This is a genomic window from uncultured Cellulomonas sp., assembly GCF_963527515.1.
Lineage (GTDB): Bacteria > Actinomycetota > Actinomycetes > Actinomycetales > Cellulomonadaceae > Cellulomonas.
Window position 1 is genome coordinate 1 of record NZ_CAURTV010000086.1, and the last position, 15260, is coordinate 15260.

16 protein-coding genes are annotated in these 15260 nt (G+C 72.9%); 7 read left to right on the forward strand and 9 right to left on the reverse strand.

The annotated features are described in order from the left end of the window. Window positions 1-929 (reverse strand): peptidase M23 (locus RYN42_RS15820; RefSeq protein WP_315097747.1); only part of this gene is annotated, 929 nt, incomplete at its 3' end. Between the two features lie 225 nt (window positions 930-1154). Here RYN42_RS15820 and RYN42_RS15825 point away from each other — a divergent pair. Both RYN42_RS15825 and RYN42_RS15830 read left to right on the forward strand, forming a co-directional pair. Beyond that, a complete protein-coding gene (locus tag RYN42_RS15825; RefSeq protein WP_315097749.1) occupies window positions 1155-1874 on the forward strand; it encodes a VOC family protein in 720 nt (239 codons plus the stop codon). 164 nt (window positions 1875-2038) lie between these two features. Further along, on the forward strand, window positions 2039-2704 hold the full coding sequence (locus RYN42_RS15830; protein WP_315097751.1) for a DUF6803 family protein: 666 nt from the start codon (window positions 2039-2041) through the stop codon (window positions 2702-2704). An 18-nt stretch (window positions 2705-2722) separates the two neighbouring features. Here the strand turns inward: RYN42_RS15830 and RYN42_RS15835 are convergent, their stop codons facing one another. From RYN42_RS15835 to RYN42_RS15845, 3 genes are read right to left on the reverse strand one after another with little or no spacing between them, the layout of a single operon-like run. Further along, window positions 2723-3838 (reverse strand): HAMP domain-containing sensor histidine kinase, encoded by a 1116-nt coding sequence (locus RYN42_RS15835; RefSeq protein WP_315097752.1) that lies wholly within the window; start codon window positions 3836-3838, stop codon window positions 2723-2725. After that, the gene (locus RYN42_RS15840) at window positions 3835-4560 is read right to left on the reverse strand and encodes a response regulator transcription factor (RefSeq protein WP_315097754.1); all 726 of its coding nucleotides are present in this window, start codon (window positions 4558-4560) and stop codon (window positions 3835-3837) included. Before RYN42_RS15840 ends, RYN42_RS15835 begins: the two co-directional genes overlap by 4 nt. 41 nt (window positions 4561-4601) lie before the next feature. Further along, window positions 4602-5513, reverse strand: a complete 912-nt coding sequence (locus RYN42_RS15845; protein WP_315097756.1) for an oxidoreductase — start codon at window positions 5511-5513, stop codon at window positions 4602-4604. Between the two features lie 135 nt (window positions 5514-5648). Here RYN42_RS15845 and RYN42_RS15850 point away from each other — a divergent pair, with 135 nt between their 5' ends. Continuing rightward, entirely contained in the window at window positions 5649-6518 is an 870-nt protein-coding gene (locus tag RYN42_RS15850; protein WP_315097757.1) for a helix-turn-helix transcriptional regulator, read from the forward strand. 110 nt (window positions 6519-6628) lie between these two features. Beyond that, a complete protein-coding gene (locus RYN42_RS15855; RefSeq protein WP_315097759.1) occupies window positions 6629-7861 on the forward strand; it encodes a TerC family protein in 1233 nt (410 codons plus the stop codon). Window positions 7862-7874: 13 nt separating this feature from the next. Here RYN42_RS15855 and RYN42_RS15860 read toward each other — a convergent pair whose 3' ends face one another. After that, complete coding sequence (locus RYN42_RS15860) at window positions 7875-8447, reverse strand: hypothetical protein (RefSeq protein ID WP_315097761.1); 573 nt, start codon at window positions 8445-8447, stop codon at window positions 7875-7877. A gap of 12 nt (window positions 8448-8459) precedes the next feature. Continuing rightward, a complete protein-coding gene (locus RYN42_RS15865; RefSeq protein ID WP_315097763.1) occupies window positions 8460-9608 on the reverse strand; it encodes a zinc-dependent alcohol dehydrogenase in 1149 nt (382 codons plus the stop codon). Window positions 9609-9795: 187 nt separating this feature from the next. Here RYN42_RS15865 and RYN42_RS15870 point away from each other — a divergent pair, with 187 nt between their 5' ends. From RYN42_RS15870 to RYN42_RS15880, 3 genes are all read left to right on the forward strand, one after another. Then, entirely contained in the window at window positions 9796-10032 is a 237-nt protein-coding gene (locus RYN42_RS15870; RefSeq protein WP_315097765.1) for a DUF6480 family protein, read from the forward strand. Between the two features lie 8 nt (window positions 10033-10040). Then, the gene (locus RYN42_RS15875) at window positions 10041-11663 is read left to right on the forward strand and encodes a DNA polymerase ligase N-terminal domain-containing protein (protein WP_315097767.1); all 1623 of its coding nucleotides are present in this window, start codon (window positions 10041-10043) and stop codon (window positions 11661-11663) included. 159 nt (window positions 11664-11822) lie between these two features. Beyond that, the gene (locus tag RYN42_RS15880; protein ID WP_315097768.1) at window positions 11823-12488 is read left to right on the forward strand and encodes a GntR family transcriptional regulator; all 666 of its coding nucleotides are present in this window, start codon (window positions 11823-11825) and stop codon (window positions 12486-12488) included. Window positions 12489-12506: 18 nt separating this feature from the next. Here RYN42_RS15880 and RYN42_RS15885 read toward each other — a convergent pair whose 3' ends face one another. The 3 genes from RYN42_RS15885 to manD are packed head-to-tail and all read right to left on the reverse strand — an operon-like array spanning window position 12507 to window position 15197. Next, entirely contained in the window at window positions 12507-13448 is a 942-nt protein-coding gene (locus RYN42_RS15885; RefSeq protein ID WP_315097770.1) for a carbon-nitrogen hydrolase family protein, read from the reverse strand. Between the two features lie 46 nt (window positions 13449-13494). Next, on the reverse strand, window positions 13495-13974 hold the full coding sequence (locus tag RYN42_RS15890) for a gluconokinase (protein ID WP_315097772.1): 480 nt from the start codon (window positions 13972-13974) through the stop codon (window positions 13495-13497). Continuing rightward, window positions 13971-15197: a D-mannonate dehydratase ManD gene (manD, locus tag RYN42_RS15895; RefSeq protein ID WP_315097774.1), complete on the reverse strand. Its 1227-nt coding sequence runs from the start codon at window positions 15195-15197 to the stop codon at window positions 13971-13973. The genes RYN42_RS15890 and manD overlap by 4 nt, the downstream gene beginning before the upstream one ends. Between the last annotated feature and the right edge of the window lie 63 nt (window positions 15198-15260).

The following is a 15260-nucleotide window of genomic DNA, read 5'->3' on the forward strand; positions in this document are numbered from 1 at the left end:
GCGTCGGCACGCGCGGCGGCCTCTGCGGCGGCACGCGCAGCGGCCTCGGCCGCCCGGGCCGCAGCCTCGGCAGCCTCACGGGCAGCGCGCTGCTCGGCGATGATGGTGACGAGCTCGCGCTCGATGGCGGCGCGTTGGGCGTCGATCTCCGCCTGCTCGGCCTCGGCCTGCGCCTTGAGCGACGCGATCGCCTCCTGCTTGGCGGACTGGTCCGCGATCAGCGCGGTGATCTCGTCCTCTCGCTCCTGCGCCACGGCGCGGGCCTCGCCGGCGGCGACGACCCTGGCCTCGGCCTCCTGTCGCAGCTCGGCTACGCGGTCGGTCACCGCACCGAGCCTCGCCTCGCTGGTGCGGTTGGTGGCGTCCACCTGGCGCAGCTCGTCGAGGATGCGGGCCTGGCTGCGCAGGGCCGCGTCGACGAGCCGGGCGTTGTCGAGGAAGTCGGTGGTGTCCTCCGCGTCGAGCATGACGCCCAGCGTGGAGAGGCCGGGACCTCCGCGGTAGGCCTCCCGCGCCATCACGCCGAGCGCCGCGCGCAGCTCCTGCTCGGCCGCCCGGTCGGCGGCGATCGTGGCCGTGAGCATGCCGCGCAGGTCGGTGGCGTCCTCGAGCCGGCCGGCCGCCATGACGGCTTCGCGCTGGGCGGCCTCCATTGCCGCGCGGGCCTCGTCGAGCTCGGCCTGTGCCGCAGGCAGACGCGACTGGGTGGCCTGCAGGTCCAGCGCGGCCTGGCTCAGCTCCTCGCTCAGGCCCTCGATAGATGCCTCCAGCTCCTCGGCCTGGCGGTCCGCGGCGCTGCTGCGACGTTCGGCCTCGGCCCGCCGGTCGTCGATGCCATCCGCGTAGCCGGCACCGGCGGTGCCCGTCACCGCGAGCACCGCGGCCAGCAGGACCGCACCCGTCCGGCGTCGCAGGCGACCGGCCGGCACGCCTGAGGGCGGCACCGGTCCGGACGGCGCCGTTGGACGGCGGGAGGGCATCGGCATGTGCGGGGAGGCCGGGTCGGGGACACTGCGAGGTGGTCGGCCTGCGGCAGGCTAAGCGGCGGTCGTCGTCCACCAAGCCGCTGACACGCGGGGGCGTCGGGCGAAGTTCCGCCAGCGAGGGCGTCGAAAGGCCGTGACCACGCCCGAGGACGCGCCTACCGTGCGGGGGTGCCCTGCCGACTGACCGCCGTCACCTTCGACGCGCACGACCCCGCCGGCCTGGTGCGCTTCTGGGCCGGTCTGCTGGGTCGCGACGCCGACGGCACGCTGCTGCCCGGGTCGGCGGGCCAGCTCGGGCTGCGGTTTGTGGAGAGCGAGGCGGACAAGGTGGCCCGGAACCGGATGCACCTGCACCTCACCAGCACCGGTGCGGCCGACCAGCAGAAGACGGTCGACAGCGCCCTACGGCTCGGCGCCGGCCACCTCGACGTCGGCCAGCTGCCGGAGGAGGGCCACGTCGTGCTGGCCGATCCCGAGGGCAACGAGCTCTGCGTGATCGAGCCCGGCAACGCGTTCCTGGCCGGGTGCGGGTTCCTCGGCGAGCTCACGTGCGAGGGCCCCCGGGAGGTCGGCGTCTTCTGGGCCGAGGCCCTGAGGTGGCTCCTGGTGTGGGACCGGGACGACGAGACGGCGGTCCAGTCGCCGCTCGGGGGCACGAAGGTGTCGTGGGGCGGTGAGCCTGCGACGCTGGACGACCGGCGGAGCCGGCAGCGACTCGACCTCGCCGTTCCCGGCGGCGACCTCGAGGCTGAGGTTGCCCGTCTGACCGGCCTGGGCGCGCGCGTGCTCGGCGACGCCGACCACGGTGCGCTCGCACTGGCCGACGTGGGCGGCACCGAGTTCTGGCTCCGCCCCACCACCGCACGTTCGGCGGACCGGCACCCCTAGGACGGGTGCTCGTCTGGGCCCCAGGTCCCACCTCCCGACCCGAGGACGGGCCGCGGCGGGGGTCTTCATCGGTTCTTCATCGTCCGTGAGCACAACCTGGGCCACGGTCCCCGACGGTGTGGGTAGCGCCGGATCGTCCGGCGCCCTCACCGAAGGGAACCCCCATGGTCGCCACCGCACCCGCCTCCGTCGGGACCGCCGGAACGCCGACAGCGACCGGTCGCCGCACCTCTGTCCTGGCGGTCGTCGCCGCAAGCGCCGTGATCACCGCCGTGGCCCTGCTGCTGCCCGCCTGGCCGGCAGGTGACGACATGGGCTCCACCCACTACATGGGCCTGCTCGCCGCCAACCAGCCGTGGAACCTGCTGCTGTTCATGGCGGTGCCGGTCATCCTTGCCGAGACCATCGCCGTCACCGAGCTGGCGATCCTGTTCCGCCGGCCGGTCGCCCCGGTGGTGGCCGCCGTCAACCGGTACGCCGGCCTGGTCGCCGGCTTCTACTTCCTCGGGGTGCTGGTCTACCTGACCAAGCACGCGGTGGTGCCGCTGACGGCCACCGGCGGATGGCGCGGGTGGGTCGACGTCGTCGCCGTCGGCTTCTACCTGCTGGGCATCGTCCCGCTGTTCGGCATGACCCTGCTCGAGACGCGGGCGGTCGGCTCCGGGTGGGACGACCAGAAGCGCCTGAAGATCCACGCGACGCTGGTGGGACTGTTCCTGGTCGTGGCGCACGTCGCGATGATCGCCGGCATGCTCGACCCCGCAGTAGTCGGGTGGGACCCCTCCCACGTCATGGACGACGGCTCGCAGATGGAGGGCATGACGCACTGAGCGAGGGGGGCGACCGGGTCAGGCGGTCGGCAGGGTCACCGTGAGGGTCGCGCCCTTGCCGACGCCGGGACTGGCCACGTCGACCGTCCCGCGATGCCCCTCGACGAGGGCCTTGGTGATGGCCAGCCCGATGCCGGAACCGCCTCGGGCGCGATCACGCGCGGTGTCGGCACGGTAGAACCGTTCGAACACGTGGGGCAGGTGCTCGGCGGCGATCCCCTCCCCCGTGTCGGCCACCCGCAGCGCCACGGCGCCGTCGCTCGACGGACCGGCCGCGAGCGTGACGGTGCCGCCGGCGGGCGTGTGGCGCACGGCGTTGGTCACCAGGTTGTCCAGGATCTGTGCGACGCGGGTCCGGTCGACCGACACCGCGGGCAGACCGGGCTCGACCTCCACCTGCAGCGTCACCCCCGTCGCGGCGGCGTTCTCGCGCGCAGCCGCGGCGGCCGCCTGGAGCAGCTCGGCGACCGCGACCGGTTCGAGGTGCAGGATCAGGTCACCGGCCTCCGCGAGGGTGACCGCGGCCAGGTCCTGCGCGAGCCGCGTCAGGCGGTCGCCCTGCTCGCGCAGGACGCCGATGGTCGCGGCGTCCAGCGGCTGCACGCCGTCCTCGACCGCCTCGAGGTACGCCGTCAGCGTCGCCACGGGCGTGCGGACCTCGTGGGCGACGTCGGCCAGCAGCCGGGCGCGCAGCCGATCCGACTCCTCCAGCCGTTCGGCCATCGCGTTGAACGAGCGGGCCACCTCGTCGAACTCCGGGCCCAGACCGGGTGCGGGGACGCGGTGCTCGTAGCCGCCGGCACCGACCCGACCGGCCGCGGTCGACACCGCGCTCAGGGACCGGCCGACACGGCGCGTCAGGAGCAGGCTGACCCCCACGGAGGCGACCGCTGCCGCGCCGAGCGCCAGCCCCAGGGTCACGGTGCTGGCGTCCCGGAACGCCTGCTCCGCGTGGACGACGGCGGCGGCGTGGTCCTCCAGGCCGGCGCTGACCATGTGCCGGTGGAACAGGCCGGGCCCGACGGCGGCGGCGACCAGCCACGCGGTGAGCACGCCGACGACCAGCACGACCGTGAGCGCCACCATCAGCCGGGCGGCCAGCCCCCACCGGACGGGGTGGTCGGCGGTGGTCATGCGCCGGTCCCGATGCGGTAGCCCACGCCACGGACGGTGCGCACGTACCGCTGGTCCTCGACCGTGTCACCGAGCTTCTGCCGCACGTGCAGGACGTGGACGTCGACGAGGTGCTCGTCACCGACCCATCCCGGCCCCCACACGACGTCGATCAGCGCGCGGCGACTGAGCACCCGACCCGGCCTGGCTGCCAGGGCGGCGAGCACGTCGAACTCCGTCCGGGTCAGGGCGACCGTCCTGTCGCCGTCACGCACCTCCCGCGCGTCGAGGTCGATCAGCAGGTCCCCGACGCGCAGCGTCTCGGCGGCAGGCTCCGCGACGGGCACGGGAGCGGACCGGCGCGGGCGGCGCCGCAGGGCCGCGACCCGGGCCATGAGCTCGCGCGGGCTGAACGGCTTGGTCAGGTAGTCGTCGGCGCCCACGGACAGCCCGATGAGGACGTCGATCTCCGCGGTGCGGGCCGTGAGCATCACCACGTAGCAGTCGGAGAACGTGCGCAGCTGCCGGCACACCTCCACCCCGTCGAGGCCGGGCAGGCCCAGGTCCAGGATGACCAGGTCGGGGTCGACGGCCCGGAGCACCTCCACCGCCCGCGTGCCGTCGTGACAGGAGGTGGTGAGGTACCCGTCGCGCTCGAGGTACCCGGCGACGAGGCGGGACAGCGGCTCCTCGTCGTCCACGACCACGGCGCGGCGGGCGGGGGCGGGTGCGGCGAGGCTCACGGGACCATCTTGCGGGTCGCAGGCGTGCGACGGCACCACCCTCACTCTCCGAGGTACCTGACCCCCGTGAGCTGCTCGGCCGCCCGCCACAGCCGGCGGCCCACCACGGGATCGACCGCCTCCCGCCCCAGCCGCGCCTCGCCGACCGGGCCGCGGGTCTCCCCGAGCCGGGTCGGACCGAAGAACTGGCCTCCGACCACGTCCGGTCCGGTCGCAGCGAGCAGCTGCGGGAGGGCGCCCTGCTCCACCGACTGGGTGGCCAGCAGGCCGACCCGCGCGACCACCGTGCCGAGCCGCCCGCGGTGCTCCCACGCACGGGGGGTCAGGTTGGTGCGGGTGAGGCCGGGATGGGCCAACACGCTCCGGACGGGCGAGCCGACCGCACGCAGCCGGCGGTCCAGCTCGAGGCCGAAGACCGTGGTGGCCAGCTTGGAGCGGCCGTACGCCGGGGAGGCCCGGTAGTCGCGCTCGGTCATCAGGTCGTCGAAGTCCAGGTGCGCGTTCCTGTGCGTGATCGAGCTGAGACCGACCACCCGGGCGTCCTTCCCCGCCGTCAGGGTGTCCAGCAGCAGGCCGGTCAGCGCGAAGTGGCCCAGCATGTTCGTCGCCAGCTGGAGCTCGAAGCCGTCGGCCGACGTGCGGCGCGGGCCGAGCAGCACCACGCCGGCGTTGTTCACCAGCAGGTCGAGGGCCGGGAGGTCGGCGGCCAGCTTCGCGGCGAACTCGCGCACCGAGTCCAGCGACGCCAGGTCCAGCTCCCGGACCTCGACCTCGCCGCCGATCCGGCGCGCGGCATCGTGCCCGGCCGTGGTGTTGCGGACGGCGAGCACCACGTGGGCCCCGTGGCGTGCCAGCTCGGTCGCGGTCACCAGGCCGAGGCCGGAGCTCGCGCCGGTCACGACGGCCACCCGGCCGCGCTGGTCGGGGATGCGGTCGGCGGTCCATGCGGTCATCTGCTGCTCCTGGGAGGGGTCGTCGAGGCGGCGGAGCGCCGACGCTACGAGCAGCCGGGGAGCGTTCCGTCGTTCGCGCGTGCCTAGGTCTGGCAGGCCCACGCTCCGCTCCAGGCTCCGGGGCACACTGGCGGGATGACCGATCCGTACGCGCGAGAGCTCGCCGACTTCCTGCGCTCCCGGCGCAGTCGGCTCAGCCCGCAGGACCTCGGGCTCGAACCGGGCGGCCGGCGCAAGGTGGCGGGTCTGCGGCGCGAGGAGCTTGCGCTGCTGGCGGGGCTCAGCACCGACTACTACCAGCGGATGGAGCAGGGCCGCAGCGTCCGACCGTCGGACGACGTGCTGGACGCGCTCGCCGGCGCGCTGCGCCTCGACGACGAGGAACGCCGGCACCTGTTCGCGCTGGCCCGCGCGGCCCGACGCCCGGCACCGGCCCCGGTGGACCGCGGCCCGGAGCAGGTACCGGACGGCACCCGTCGGCTGCTGCGGGTGATGGACACCCCCGCGGTCGTCCTCGGCCGGTTCCTCGACCTGCTCGACCGGAACCCGATGGCGGAGGCTCTGCTCGGCGACCCGGCCGACCACCCGCCCGACCGGCTCAACATGCTGCTGCTCATGTTCGACGACACGCTGACCGGCGACCGCACCTGCCCCGACTGGGAACGCCAGGCTCTGGACTACATCGCGATGATGCGCGCCGCCGTGGCCACCGACCCGACCCACCCCCGCGCCGTCGCGATCATCGGCGACCTGAGCATCCGCAGCGCCGAGTTCCGGCGCCTGTGGGCCCGCCATGACGTCCGCGAGTCGGTCAGCGGTGCCAAGACGTTCCGCGTCCCCGAGGTGGGCGACGTCCTCCTGCACTGGGACACCTATCCCCTGCCCGGCAGTCCCGGCCCGGTGATGCTCGTGTTCACGGCCGAGCCGGGCAGCGCCGACGCCGACCGGCTGCAGCTCCTGGCGTCCCTGCACGCGACCCGTCGCACCGACCGGCGACGCCGCTGATCCCCCGGGCCGCGCCGCCCCTGCCGCCCTGACCGGCATCGTGCGACAGTGTGGTCCTGCCGCGACGCTGCGTCGCCCGTGCTACGTCCGAACGACTGCAGGGAGCTCTCGTGGAGGTATCTCCCCTGGTGTGGGGCCTGACCGTCGCAGCCATCGTCGGGCTGCTGCTCTTCGACTTCGTGTTCCACGTGCGCAAGGCGCACGCGCCGACCCTGTCGGAGGCCGCCCGCTGGTCCGCGCTGTACGTCGGTCTGGCCCTGCTGTTCGGCGTCGGCGTCCTCGTCCTGGGCGGGACCCAGGCGGGATCGGAGTACTTCGCCGGCTACGTCACGGAGAAGGCGCTGTCGGTCGACAACCTGTTCGTCTTCCTCATCATCATGACGAGCTTCCGGGTGCCCCGCGAGGACCAGCAGAAGGTGCTCCTGTTCGGCATCGTGTTCTCGCTAATCGCCCGGACCGGGTTCATCTTCCTCGGCGCCGCGCTCATCAACTCGTTCGCCTGGGTCTTCTACATCTTCGGGCTGATCCTGCTGATCACCGCCGGCAACATGCTCAAGCCCGAGGGTGAGGAGTCGCACGCCGGCGACAACGTGGTGATCCGGCTGGCTCGCCGGGTGTTCCACACGACCGACTTCTACGACGGCGACAAGCTGTTCACCCAGCACGAGGGCCGGCGGGCGATGACGCCGATGCTGCTGGTGATGGTGGCGATCGGTGGCACGGACCTGCTCTTCGCGCTCGACTCGATCCCTGCCATCTTCGGGCTGACCCAGAACACCTACATCGTCTTCACCGCGACCGCGTTCTCCCTGCTGGGGCTGCGGCAGCTGTTCTTCCTCATCGACGGGCTGCTGGACCGCCTCATCTACCTGTCCTACGGGCTGTCCGCGATCCTGGCGTTCATCGGCGTCAAGCTCGTCCTGCACGCGCTGCACGAGAACAACGTCCCGTTCATCAACAACGGCGAACCGGTGCCGGTGGTCGAGATCAGCACCGGCCTGTCGCTCGGGGTGATCCTCGGCGTGCTCGTCGTCACCGTCGCCGCGTCCATGCTCAGCCCGGCGGGCAAGGCGAAGAACGCGATCGCCAACGCGCGCCGCCACGCCATGTCGTACCTCGACTCGGAGTACACGGCGGACCCGGCGGAACGCGAGCGGATCTTCCGGCTGCTGCTCGAGGAGCGGGACCTGATCGTGGCCCTCGGTCCGAAGTACAAGCAGAAGGTCCGCGACGAACCCGAGCTGGTGGACCTCCTCGAGCGTGCCCGGGGCAGCCACGACGCTGCCGTCGAACGAGGCGAGGCGGAACCTGCCGGACCGCGCAAGATCCTCCCGTCCGCCTGAGGCGTCGCCCGCCCTACCGGAGCCGACGGACCAGCGAGCGCACGACGAGCGCGGACCCGCCGACGGCCAGCACCCACGGCAGCCCGACCACGAGCACGTCCGCCGGCTGGTGACGCACGTCGACCCTCCGCGACCCGGCACGTGAGGCATAGCCGTGGTGCGTCAGCTCGGCGCGGATCCCCGTCTCCGTCAGCGGGTTGTCAGGGTGGGCGGAGAACACCGAGCGCACGTGGCTGCCGGCGGCGTCGACCCGGTCGGCGGCGATGAGGATCAGCCAGTGGGCCGCCCGTGCCTCGCTGTAGCGCGCGTAGGCGAGCCTGCGCAGGGAGCCGGAGAGCCCGTGGAGCGGCGCCGACGTGCCGAAGACGGGCGTGAGCTGCGCGTGCTCGACGGACCGCTCTCGCGGGTGGAGCTCGGGCTGCCGGTCGGGGAAGTCCCAGTGCGCCCCGGTGGCGCCGGGGTCGAAGCGCTCGCGGGGGACGGACGGACGGTCGTGCGGGTCGAGATCGGCACCCCAGCCCGGGATGCGCGCCCTCAGCTGGTCGCTCGACTCGGGCAACGGCGGCTTGTCCTGGGTGTACGGCATGGCGGGCTCCCCTCAGGTGGCGCTCGGCACGATCAACGGCTTGATGCAGCCGTCGAGCTTGGACGAGAAGATGTGGTACCCCTCGGCGATGTGCTCGAGCGGGATCCGGTGCGTCACCACGTCGCTGGGCTTGAAGTAGCCGCTGCGCAGGTGCTCGAAGAGACGCGGCCACTGGCGCTTGACCGGGCACTGGTTCATGCGCAGCGTGAGGCCCTTGTTCACGGCGTCGCCGAACTTCACCGCGCTGAAGATCGGCCCGTAGGCGCCCATCACGGAGACCGTGCCGCCCTTGCGGACCGAGTCGATGGCCCAGTTGAGCGCCACCGGCGACCCGCCCTGCAGCTTCAGCTTGGCTCCCGTCACGTGCTGCGTGAGGTTGCCGTCCGCCTCGGCACCGACCGCGTCGATGGCGACGTCCGCGCCCAGGTACCCGGTGGTCTTCTTCATCTGCACGACGATGTCGTCGTGCTCGGCGAAGTTGAGGGTCTCGGCGTGCGCGAAGGTGCGTGCCTTCTCCAGGCGGTACTCGAGGTGGTCGATCACGATGACGCGGCCCGCGCCCATCAGCCACGCCGACCGGGCCGCGAAGAGGCCCACCGGTCCGGCGCCGAAGACGACGACCACGTCACCCTCGACGATGTCCCCGAGCTGTGCCCCGAAGTACCCGGTGGCCAGGGCGTCGGTGAGCAGGACGGCGTCCTCGTCGTCGAGCCAGTCGGGGATGACGGTGGGGCCGACGTCGGCGAACGGCACCCGGACGTACTCCGCCTGTCCCCCGTCGTAGCCACCGCAGGTGTGCGAGTAGCCGTAGATGCCACCGACCGCGGTCGCGTTCGGGTTGACGTTGTGACAGTTCGAGTACAGGCCGCGCGCGCAGAAGAAGCACGACCCGCAGAACACGTTGAACGGCACCATCACCCGGTCGCCGACGGAGAGGTTCTGCACCGACGGACCCACCTGGTGGACCACGCCGACGAACTCGTGCCCGAACGTGTGGCCGACCCGCGTGTCGGGCATCATCCCGTGGTAGAGGTGCAGGTCGGAGCCGCAGATCGCGGCGAGCTGCACCCTGACGATCGCATCGTTCGGATGCTCGATCGTCGGGAGGTCCTTCTCCTCGACACGAACCTTGTACGGCCCCCGATAGACCATCGCACGCATCCGCGCACCTGCCTCGCCACAGTGTTGTGCGCTGGTTCTCAACGGTGGTGCACCACCTTCGCACCGGCCCGGCCCCGGCGCCTCCGCAGAGCGGTCTCGCGTGCGGGCCGCGGCGGACGGGTCCACCCTGGTGGTGCTCCGCCGTACGGGTCGGGCAGTCGGCCGAGGAGCACCCGGAGGAGACCCCATGACGACGCCTGCCACCCCGGACCCCGACCCCGCCGACACCCCCGGCCTGGAGCCGGGCGGCTCGGTGACGCCGGGCGACACCCCGCCGGGCGAGTCCTCGACCTCCGGCGCGTCCGACCGCCAGCCCCGGACGGGGTCGACCGGCGCCAACTGGGCGGCCTACGTGATCATCGGCGCCACGGTGGCGGTGGTGCTGCTGTTCTTCGTCGGGTACGTCGTCGGCCTGCTCGACTGAGCCCGGCCGTGCCGAAGGAGCGCAGGGACCCCGCGTCGCGCGGGCTCGAGACGTACCGGTCGATGCGCGACTTCCGTCGCACCCCCGAGCCGGCGGGTGCGGACGGGGCGGACCCGGGCCAGGCCGCGGCGCGACGGTTCGTCGTCCAGCGGCACCGGGCGCGGCGGCTGCACTACGACCTGCGGTTCGAGATCGACGGGGTCCTGGTCAGCTGGGCCGTCCCCCGCGGTCCGACCCTGGACCCAGGGGTCCGTCGCCTGGCGGTGCACGTCGAGGACCATCCGCTGGAGTACGAGGACTTCGAGGGCGTCATCCCCGAGGGCGAGTACGGCGGCGGCGACGTCATCGTCTGGGACCGCGGCACGTGGGTGCCGACCAAGACGGACGACCCGGCGGCAGAGATCGCGGCCGGTGAGCTGCACGCCGAGCTGCACGGGTCGAAGATCGTCGGGCACGTGGTCCTGATCCGGACGCGGGAGGCGGGCGGGCGCGGCAAGGAGCAGTGGCTCCTGCTGCACAAGCACGACGAGCACGCCGTGGCGGGCTGGGATGCCGAGGACCACCCCCGCTCCGTCCTCAGCGGCCGGACCAACGACGAGGTCAGGGCCGACCCGGACCGGCTGTGGCGTTCGGACCTGCCGGCCGCGCAGGCGTCGATCGAGCTGCACCCCGAGCCCGTGGCTGCCCCGACGGCCGAGCAGCTCGACGCCCTCGACGGCCTCGGCGCATCCGGGACGTGGGAGGTGTTCGGCCGACGCCTCCGGCTGACCAACCTCGACAAGGTGCTCTTCGGCGCGCGTGAGGGCGAGGCGCCCGTGACCAAGCGGGAGCTCGTCCGGTACGCCGCGCGGGTGGCCCCCGTGGTGCTCCCCTACCTGCGCGGCCGCGCCCTGAACATGCACCGGTTCCCCGACGGCGCGGACGGCACGGGGTTCTGGCACAAGCAGCTCCCCGGGCACGCTCCTGACTGGGTGGGCCGGTGGGAGAACCCGGACGCGGACCCCGGCGAGACGACGACGTACCTCATGGTCGACGAGCCGGCGGCGCTGGTGTGGGCGGCGAACTTCGGGGCGCTCGAGTGGCACGCCTGGACGTCGCGCACCACCGCGCCGGACCTGCCCACCTACGCCTTGGTGGACATCGACCCGGGCACGTCGACCAGCTGGGACGAGGTGCTCCTGCTCGCCCGCCTGCACCGCGACGCGTTCGCCCACCTGGGTGTCCGCGCCCAGCCCAAGCTCACCGGCCGGCGCGGCATCCAGGTGTGGATCCCGATCGCCCCGGGACCCTCGTTCGAGGAGACCCGCGCCTGGGTGCAGACGCTCTCGCGGACGGTCGGCAAGGTGGTCCCCGACCTGGTCAGCTGGCGGTGGGAGGTCCGCGAACGCAGCGGACAGGCGCGGCTGGACTACACCCAGAACGCGGTCAACAAGACGCTGGTGGCGCCGTACAGCCCGCGGGCAGCACCCGGTGCACCTGTCTCGGCGCCGATCACCTGGGAGGAGCTGGACGAGCCGTGGCTCAGGTCCGACGCGTTCACGGTCCGGACGGTCCTGGACCGGCTGGCCGAGCGCGGTGACCCGTTCCGCGCCGTCCTCGCGGCCGACCAGATGCTGCCTCCGCTGCGCTGACCCGTGCTGCTACCAGGCCCACGCCACGCCGGCACGGTCGCGGCGTCGAACGTCTCCACCGCCGGCTCGAGGAACCCGTCCACGCGAAGGACGGTACGTCCCGGCAGCACCACGTGGGAAGCGCTTGACGGAGTGGCGGGCGGCGTGTCCATATATTGCATGCCGATCCCCGCCGACACGCCCGCAGTCGACCGCACGCTCCTGCGGGACGACGTCTACCGGCGCCTGCGCGACGCGATCGTCGACGGCACCTTCGCGCCCGGTGAGCAGCTGAAGGACCTCGAGCTGGCCACGTGGCTGGGCGTCAGCCGGACGCCGGTGCGCGAGGCCCTGATGCGGCTCGCGCACGGTGGCCTGGTGGTGACCCTGCCCGGCCGCTCGACGACGGTGAGCACGCTCGACATGCGCGCCGTCTGGGATGCGCGCGACGTGGTCGCGGCGATGCACGAGCTCGCGGTGCGCGAGGCGGTGCCGGCCATGACGGAGGCGGACCTCGCGGCGATGCGGGACGCCAACCGGCGGTTCCGGTCAGCCCTCGAGGCCGGGGACGTCGAGGCGGCGCTGCGCGCGGACGACGAGCTGCACGGCGTGCCCGTGGCGGTCTCCCAGAACCGGGCGCTGGCCGCCGTGCTCGACGACCTCACGCCGGTGCTCCGCCGGGCCGAGCGGCTGCGGTTCGCCTCCCCCGGCGGACGCGCGTCGGTCGACCGCCACGACGAGCTGATCCGCCTCTGCGCGGCCTCGGACGGGGAGGCCGCGGCGGCCGTCGCGTTCGACATCTACCACAGCCTCCCGACGGATCCGCAGACGGCTGACCCGGCGTGACCTCGCCGACCTGGCCGCTCACTCGTCGGCGAGCGTGAAGGCCGGGCGCGGTCGCGTGTCGACGGTGAGCCGGAAGACGTCGGGTCGGTTGTAGTGCCCGGCGGCGTCGAACAGGCGGCGCGCGGCGCGCACCTGCGCGAGGTCGATGTCGGCCGTCAGGATCGTCTCCTCATGGCGGGCCGGCCCCGCCAGCAGCTCGCCGCCCGGTCCCACGATCACGCTGTTGCCGTGCTCGACCCAGCCCCCGTCACCGTCGGTGACCGTCCAGACGCGGTCCCGCCCGGGGAAGTCGGCCGGGATCTGGTCGATGTGCGTGCACGGGTTCACGCCGATGACGTAGCACCGGCCCTCGCGCGCGATGTGCCGCATGGTCGCCACCCAGCCGTCCCCGCCCGCCAGGGTCGGTGCCGTCCAGATGTCGACGCCCTGCGCGTACAGGTAGAACCGCGCCAGGGGCATGTAGTTCTCCCAGCACGTCAGCCCGCTGATCCGGCCGAGCGGGGTGTCGACGACGGGCAGCGTCGAGCCGTCGCCCATGCCCCAGACCGTCCGCTCCGACCCGGTGGGCACGAGCTTGCGGTGGGTGCCGAGGAGGGCGCCGTCCGGGCCGAGGTAGAGCGTCGTGTTGTAGATCGTCGCGCCGTGCTGCTCGCGCTCCTGCACGTTGATCACCACGTACGCCCCGGCCGCCCGCGCTGCGGCACCGAGCGCCTCCGTCACCGGGCCGGGCACCACCACCGCCTGGTCGACGAGCAGGGCGAACCACTCCTCGTCGCCGTCCCAGATGGGCCGGGAGTCCATCCACACCGGGGTGCCCGGGATGAACGCCTCGGGGAACACCACGAGGCGTGCACCCCCGGCGGCAGCCTGCTCGATGAGAAGGACCGCCTTGTCCAGGCACGCCTGCCGGTCCATGAGGACGGGAGCTGCCTGGACCGCGGCGACGCGCGTGAGGGCCATCCCGCACGGTAGCGCCCACGGTCGGGCCGCCGACAGGGGTACCGGCTCAGACGCGGGCGGCGCTCTGGGCCAGGGCGGCGGGATCGAGCATGCAGTCGAGCTCGACGGCCGGCTCGTCCGGGTCCAGCGGCTCGAGCGTCGCCAGCTGCGTGTCCAGCAGGGACACCGGCATGAAGTGGCCTTCGCGCGAGCGCATCCGGGCGGCCAGCGCCTCCCGCGTCCCGACGAGATGGACGAAGCGCAGGTCGGGTGCGGCCTCCCGGAGCACGTCGCGGTAGGACCGCCGCAACGCGGAGCACGCCACCACCGCTCCTCCATCGGCGGCGGCCAGGGCGGCGCCGATGAGGCGCAGCCAGGGCCGGCGGTCGGCGTCGTCGAGCGGGACGCCCCGTGCCATCTTGGCGAGGTTGGCGGGTGGGTGGAGGCTGTCGGCGTCGAGGAACGGCACGCCGAGCCGATCGGCGAGGAGCGCACCGACCGTGGACTTGCCACAACCGGACACCCCCATCACGACGACGTGGCTCACCAGTCGTGCACCGTGCCGTCGGCCAGCCGGTTGTACGGCAGGTAGGCCACCTCGTACGGGTACCGGCCGGCCTCGTCGACGTCCAGCTCGACCCCCAGCCCGGGCAGGTCGCCCGGGTGCAGGTAGCCGTCGGTGAAGGTGAACGACTGCTGGAACACGGAGTTGGTCCGCGAGCCGTGCGGCATGTACTCCTGGATGCCGAAGTTGTGGATGGCCAGGCCGACGTGCATCTGCGCCGCCAGTCCGACCGGGGAGATGTCCGTCGGGCCGTGGAAGCCGGACTTGATCTGGTACTGCGCGGCGTAGTCCATGACCTTGCGCAGCGGGCTGATCCCGCCGAAGTGCGTGGAGGCGGCGCGAACGTAGTCGATGAGCTGCTCCTTGATGAGCGCCTGGAAGTCCCAGACCGTGTTGAAGATCTCGCCGATCGCGAGCGGCGTGGTGGTGTGCTGGCGGACCAGCCGCAGGGCCTCCTGGTTCTCGGCCGGCGTGCAGTCCTCGAGCCAGAACAGGTCGAACGGCTCCAGCGACTTGCCGAGCTTCGCGGCCTGGATCGGCGTCATGCGGTGATGGCCGTCGTGCAGCAGCGGCAGGTCCGGACCGAACTCGTTGCGCACCGCCTCGAAGACGGTGGGCACGTGCCGCAGGTAGGACCGGGTGTCCCAGTCCTCCTCGGCCGGGTAGGCGCCGCGCTGCGCGGGCTCGTGGTCGTACCGCTCCTCGCCCGTGGACTGCGCCGCGATCCCGTAGATCGCCTTCAGCCCCGGCACCCCGGTCTGCACCCGGATCGAGCGGTAGCCCAGCTCCTGGTGCTCGCGGACAGACTCGAACAGGGCGGGCAGGGTGGGGCCGGACGCGTGGCCGTAGGCCATCAGACCGTTCCGGCTCGCACCGCCGAGCAGCTGGTAGACCGGCATGTCGGCCGCCTTGCCCTTGATGTCCCACAGCGCCATGTCCACCGCGGCGATCGCGGCCATGGTCACCGGTCCGCGGCGCCAGTACCCGCTGCGGTAGAGGAACTGCCAGGTGTCCTCGATGCGAGCGGCGTCCCGGCCGACCAGCAGCGGGACGACGTGGTCCCGCAGGTAGCTGACGACGGCCAGCTCCCGGCCGTTCAGGGTGGCGTCGCCGAGCCCGGTCAGCCCCTCGTCGGTCGTGATCTTCAGGGTGACGAAGTTGCGGTTCGGGCTGGTGACGATGACGTCGGCGGACACGATCTTCATGCTCGGTCTCCTGCGAGGGTGGGGTGGGTAGGGGGACGGACGGCGAGCCGCTCGGCGACGTGC

What these genes read in the sequence shown, in the direction of transcription:
- RYN42_RS15845 (WP_315097756.1), bottom strand. Translation starts at nt 5,513, where the DNA reads ATGACCGCATGGACCGCCGACCGCATCCCCGACCAGCGCGGCCGGGTG.
- manD (WP_315097774.1), bottom strand. Translation starts at nt 15,197, where the DNA reads ATGAAGATCGTGTCCGCCGACGTCATCGTCACCAGCCCGAACCGCAAC.
- RYN42_RS15830 (WP_315097751.1), top strand. Translation starts at nt 2,039, where the DNA reads ATGGTCGCCACCGCACCCGCCTCCGTCGGGACCGCCGGAACGCCGACA.
- RYN42_RS15870 (WP_315097765.1), top strand. Translation starts at nt 9,796, where the DNA reads ATGACGACGCCTGCCACCCCGGACCCCGACCCCGCCGACACCCCCGGC.
- RYN42_RS15880 (WP_315097768.1), top strand. Translation starts at nt 11,823, where the DNA reads ATGCCGATCCCCGCCGACACGCCCGCAGTCGACCGCACGCTCCTGCGG.
- RYN42_RS15860 (WP_315097761.1), bottom strand. Translation starts at nt 8,447, where the DNA reads ATGCCGTACACCCAGGACAAGCCGCCGTTGCCCGAGTCGAGCGACCAG.
- RYN42_RS15865 (WP_315097763.1), bottom strand. Translation starts at nt 9,608, where the DNA reads ATGCGTGCGATGGTCTATCGGGGGCCGTACAAGGTTCGTGTCGAGGAG.
- RYN42_RS15885 (WP_315097770.1), bottom strand. Translation starts at nt 13,448, where the DNA reads ATGGCCCTCACGCGCGTCGCCGCGGTCCAGGCAGCTCCCGTCCTCATG.
- RYN42_RS15835 (WP_315097752.1), bottom strand. Translation starts at nt 3,838, where the DNA reads ATGACCACCGCCGACCACCCCGTCCGGTGGGGGCTGGCCGCCCGGCTG.
- RYN42_RS15850 (WP_315097757.1), top strand. Translation starts at nt 5,649, where the DNA reads ATGACCGATCCGTACGCGCGAGAGCTCGCCGACTTCCTGCGCTCCCGG.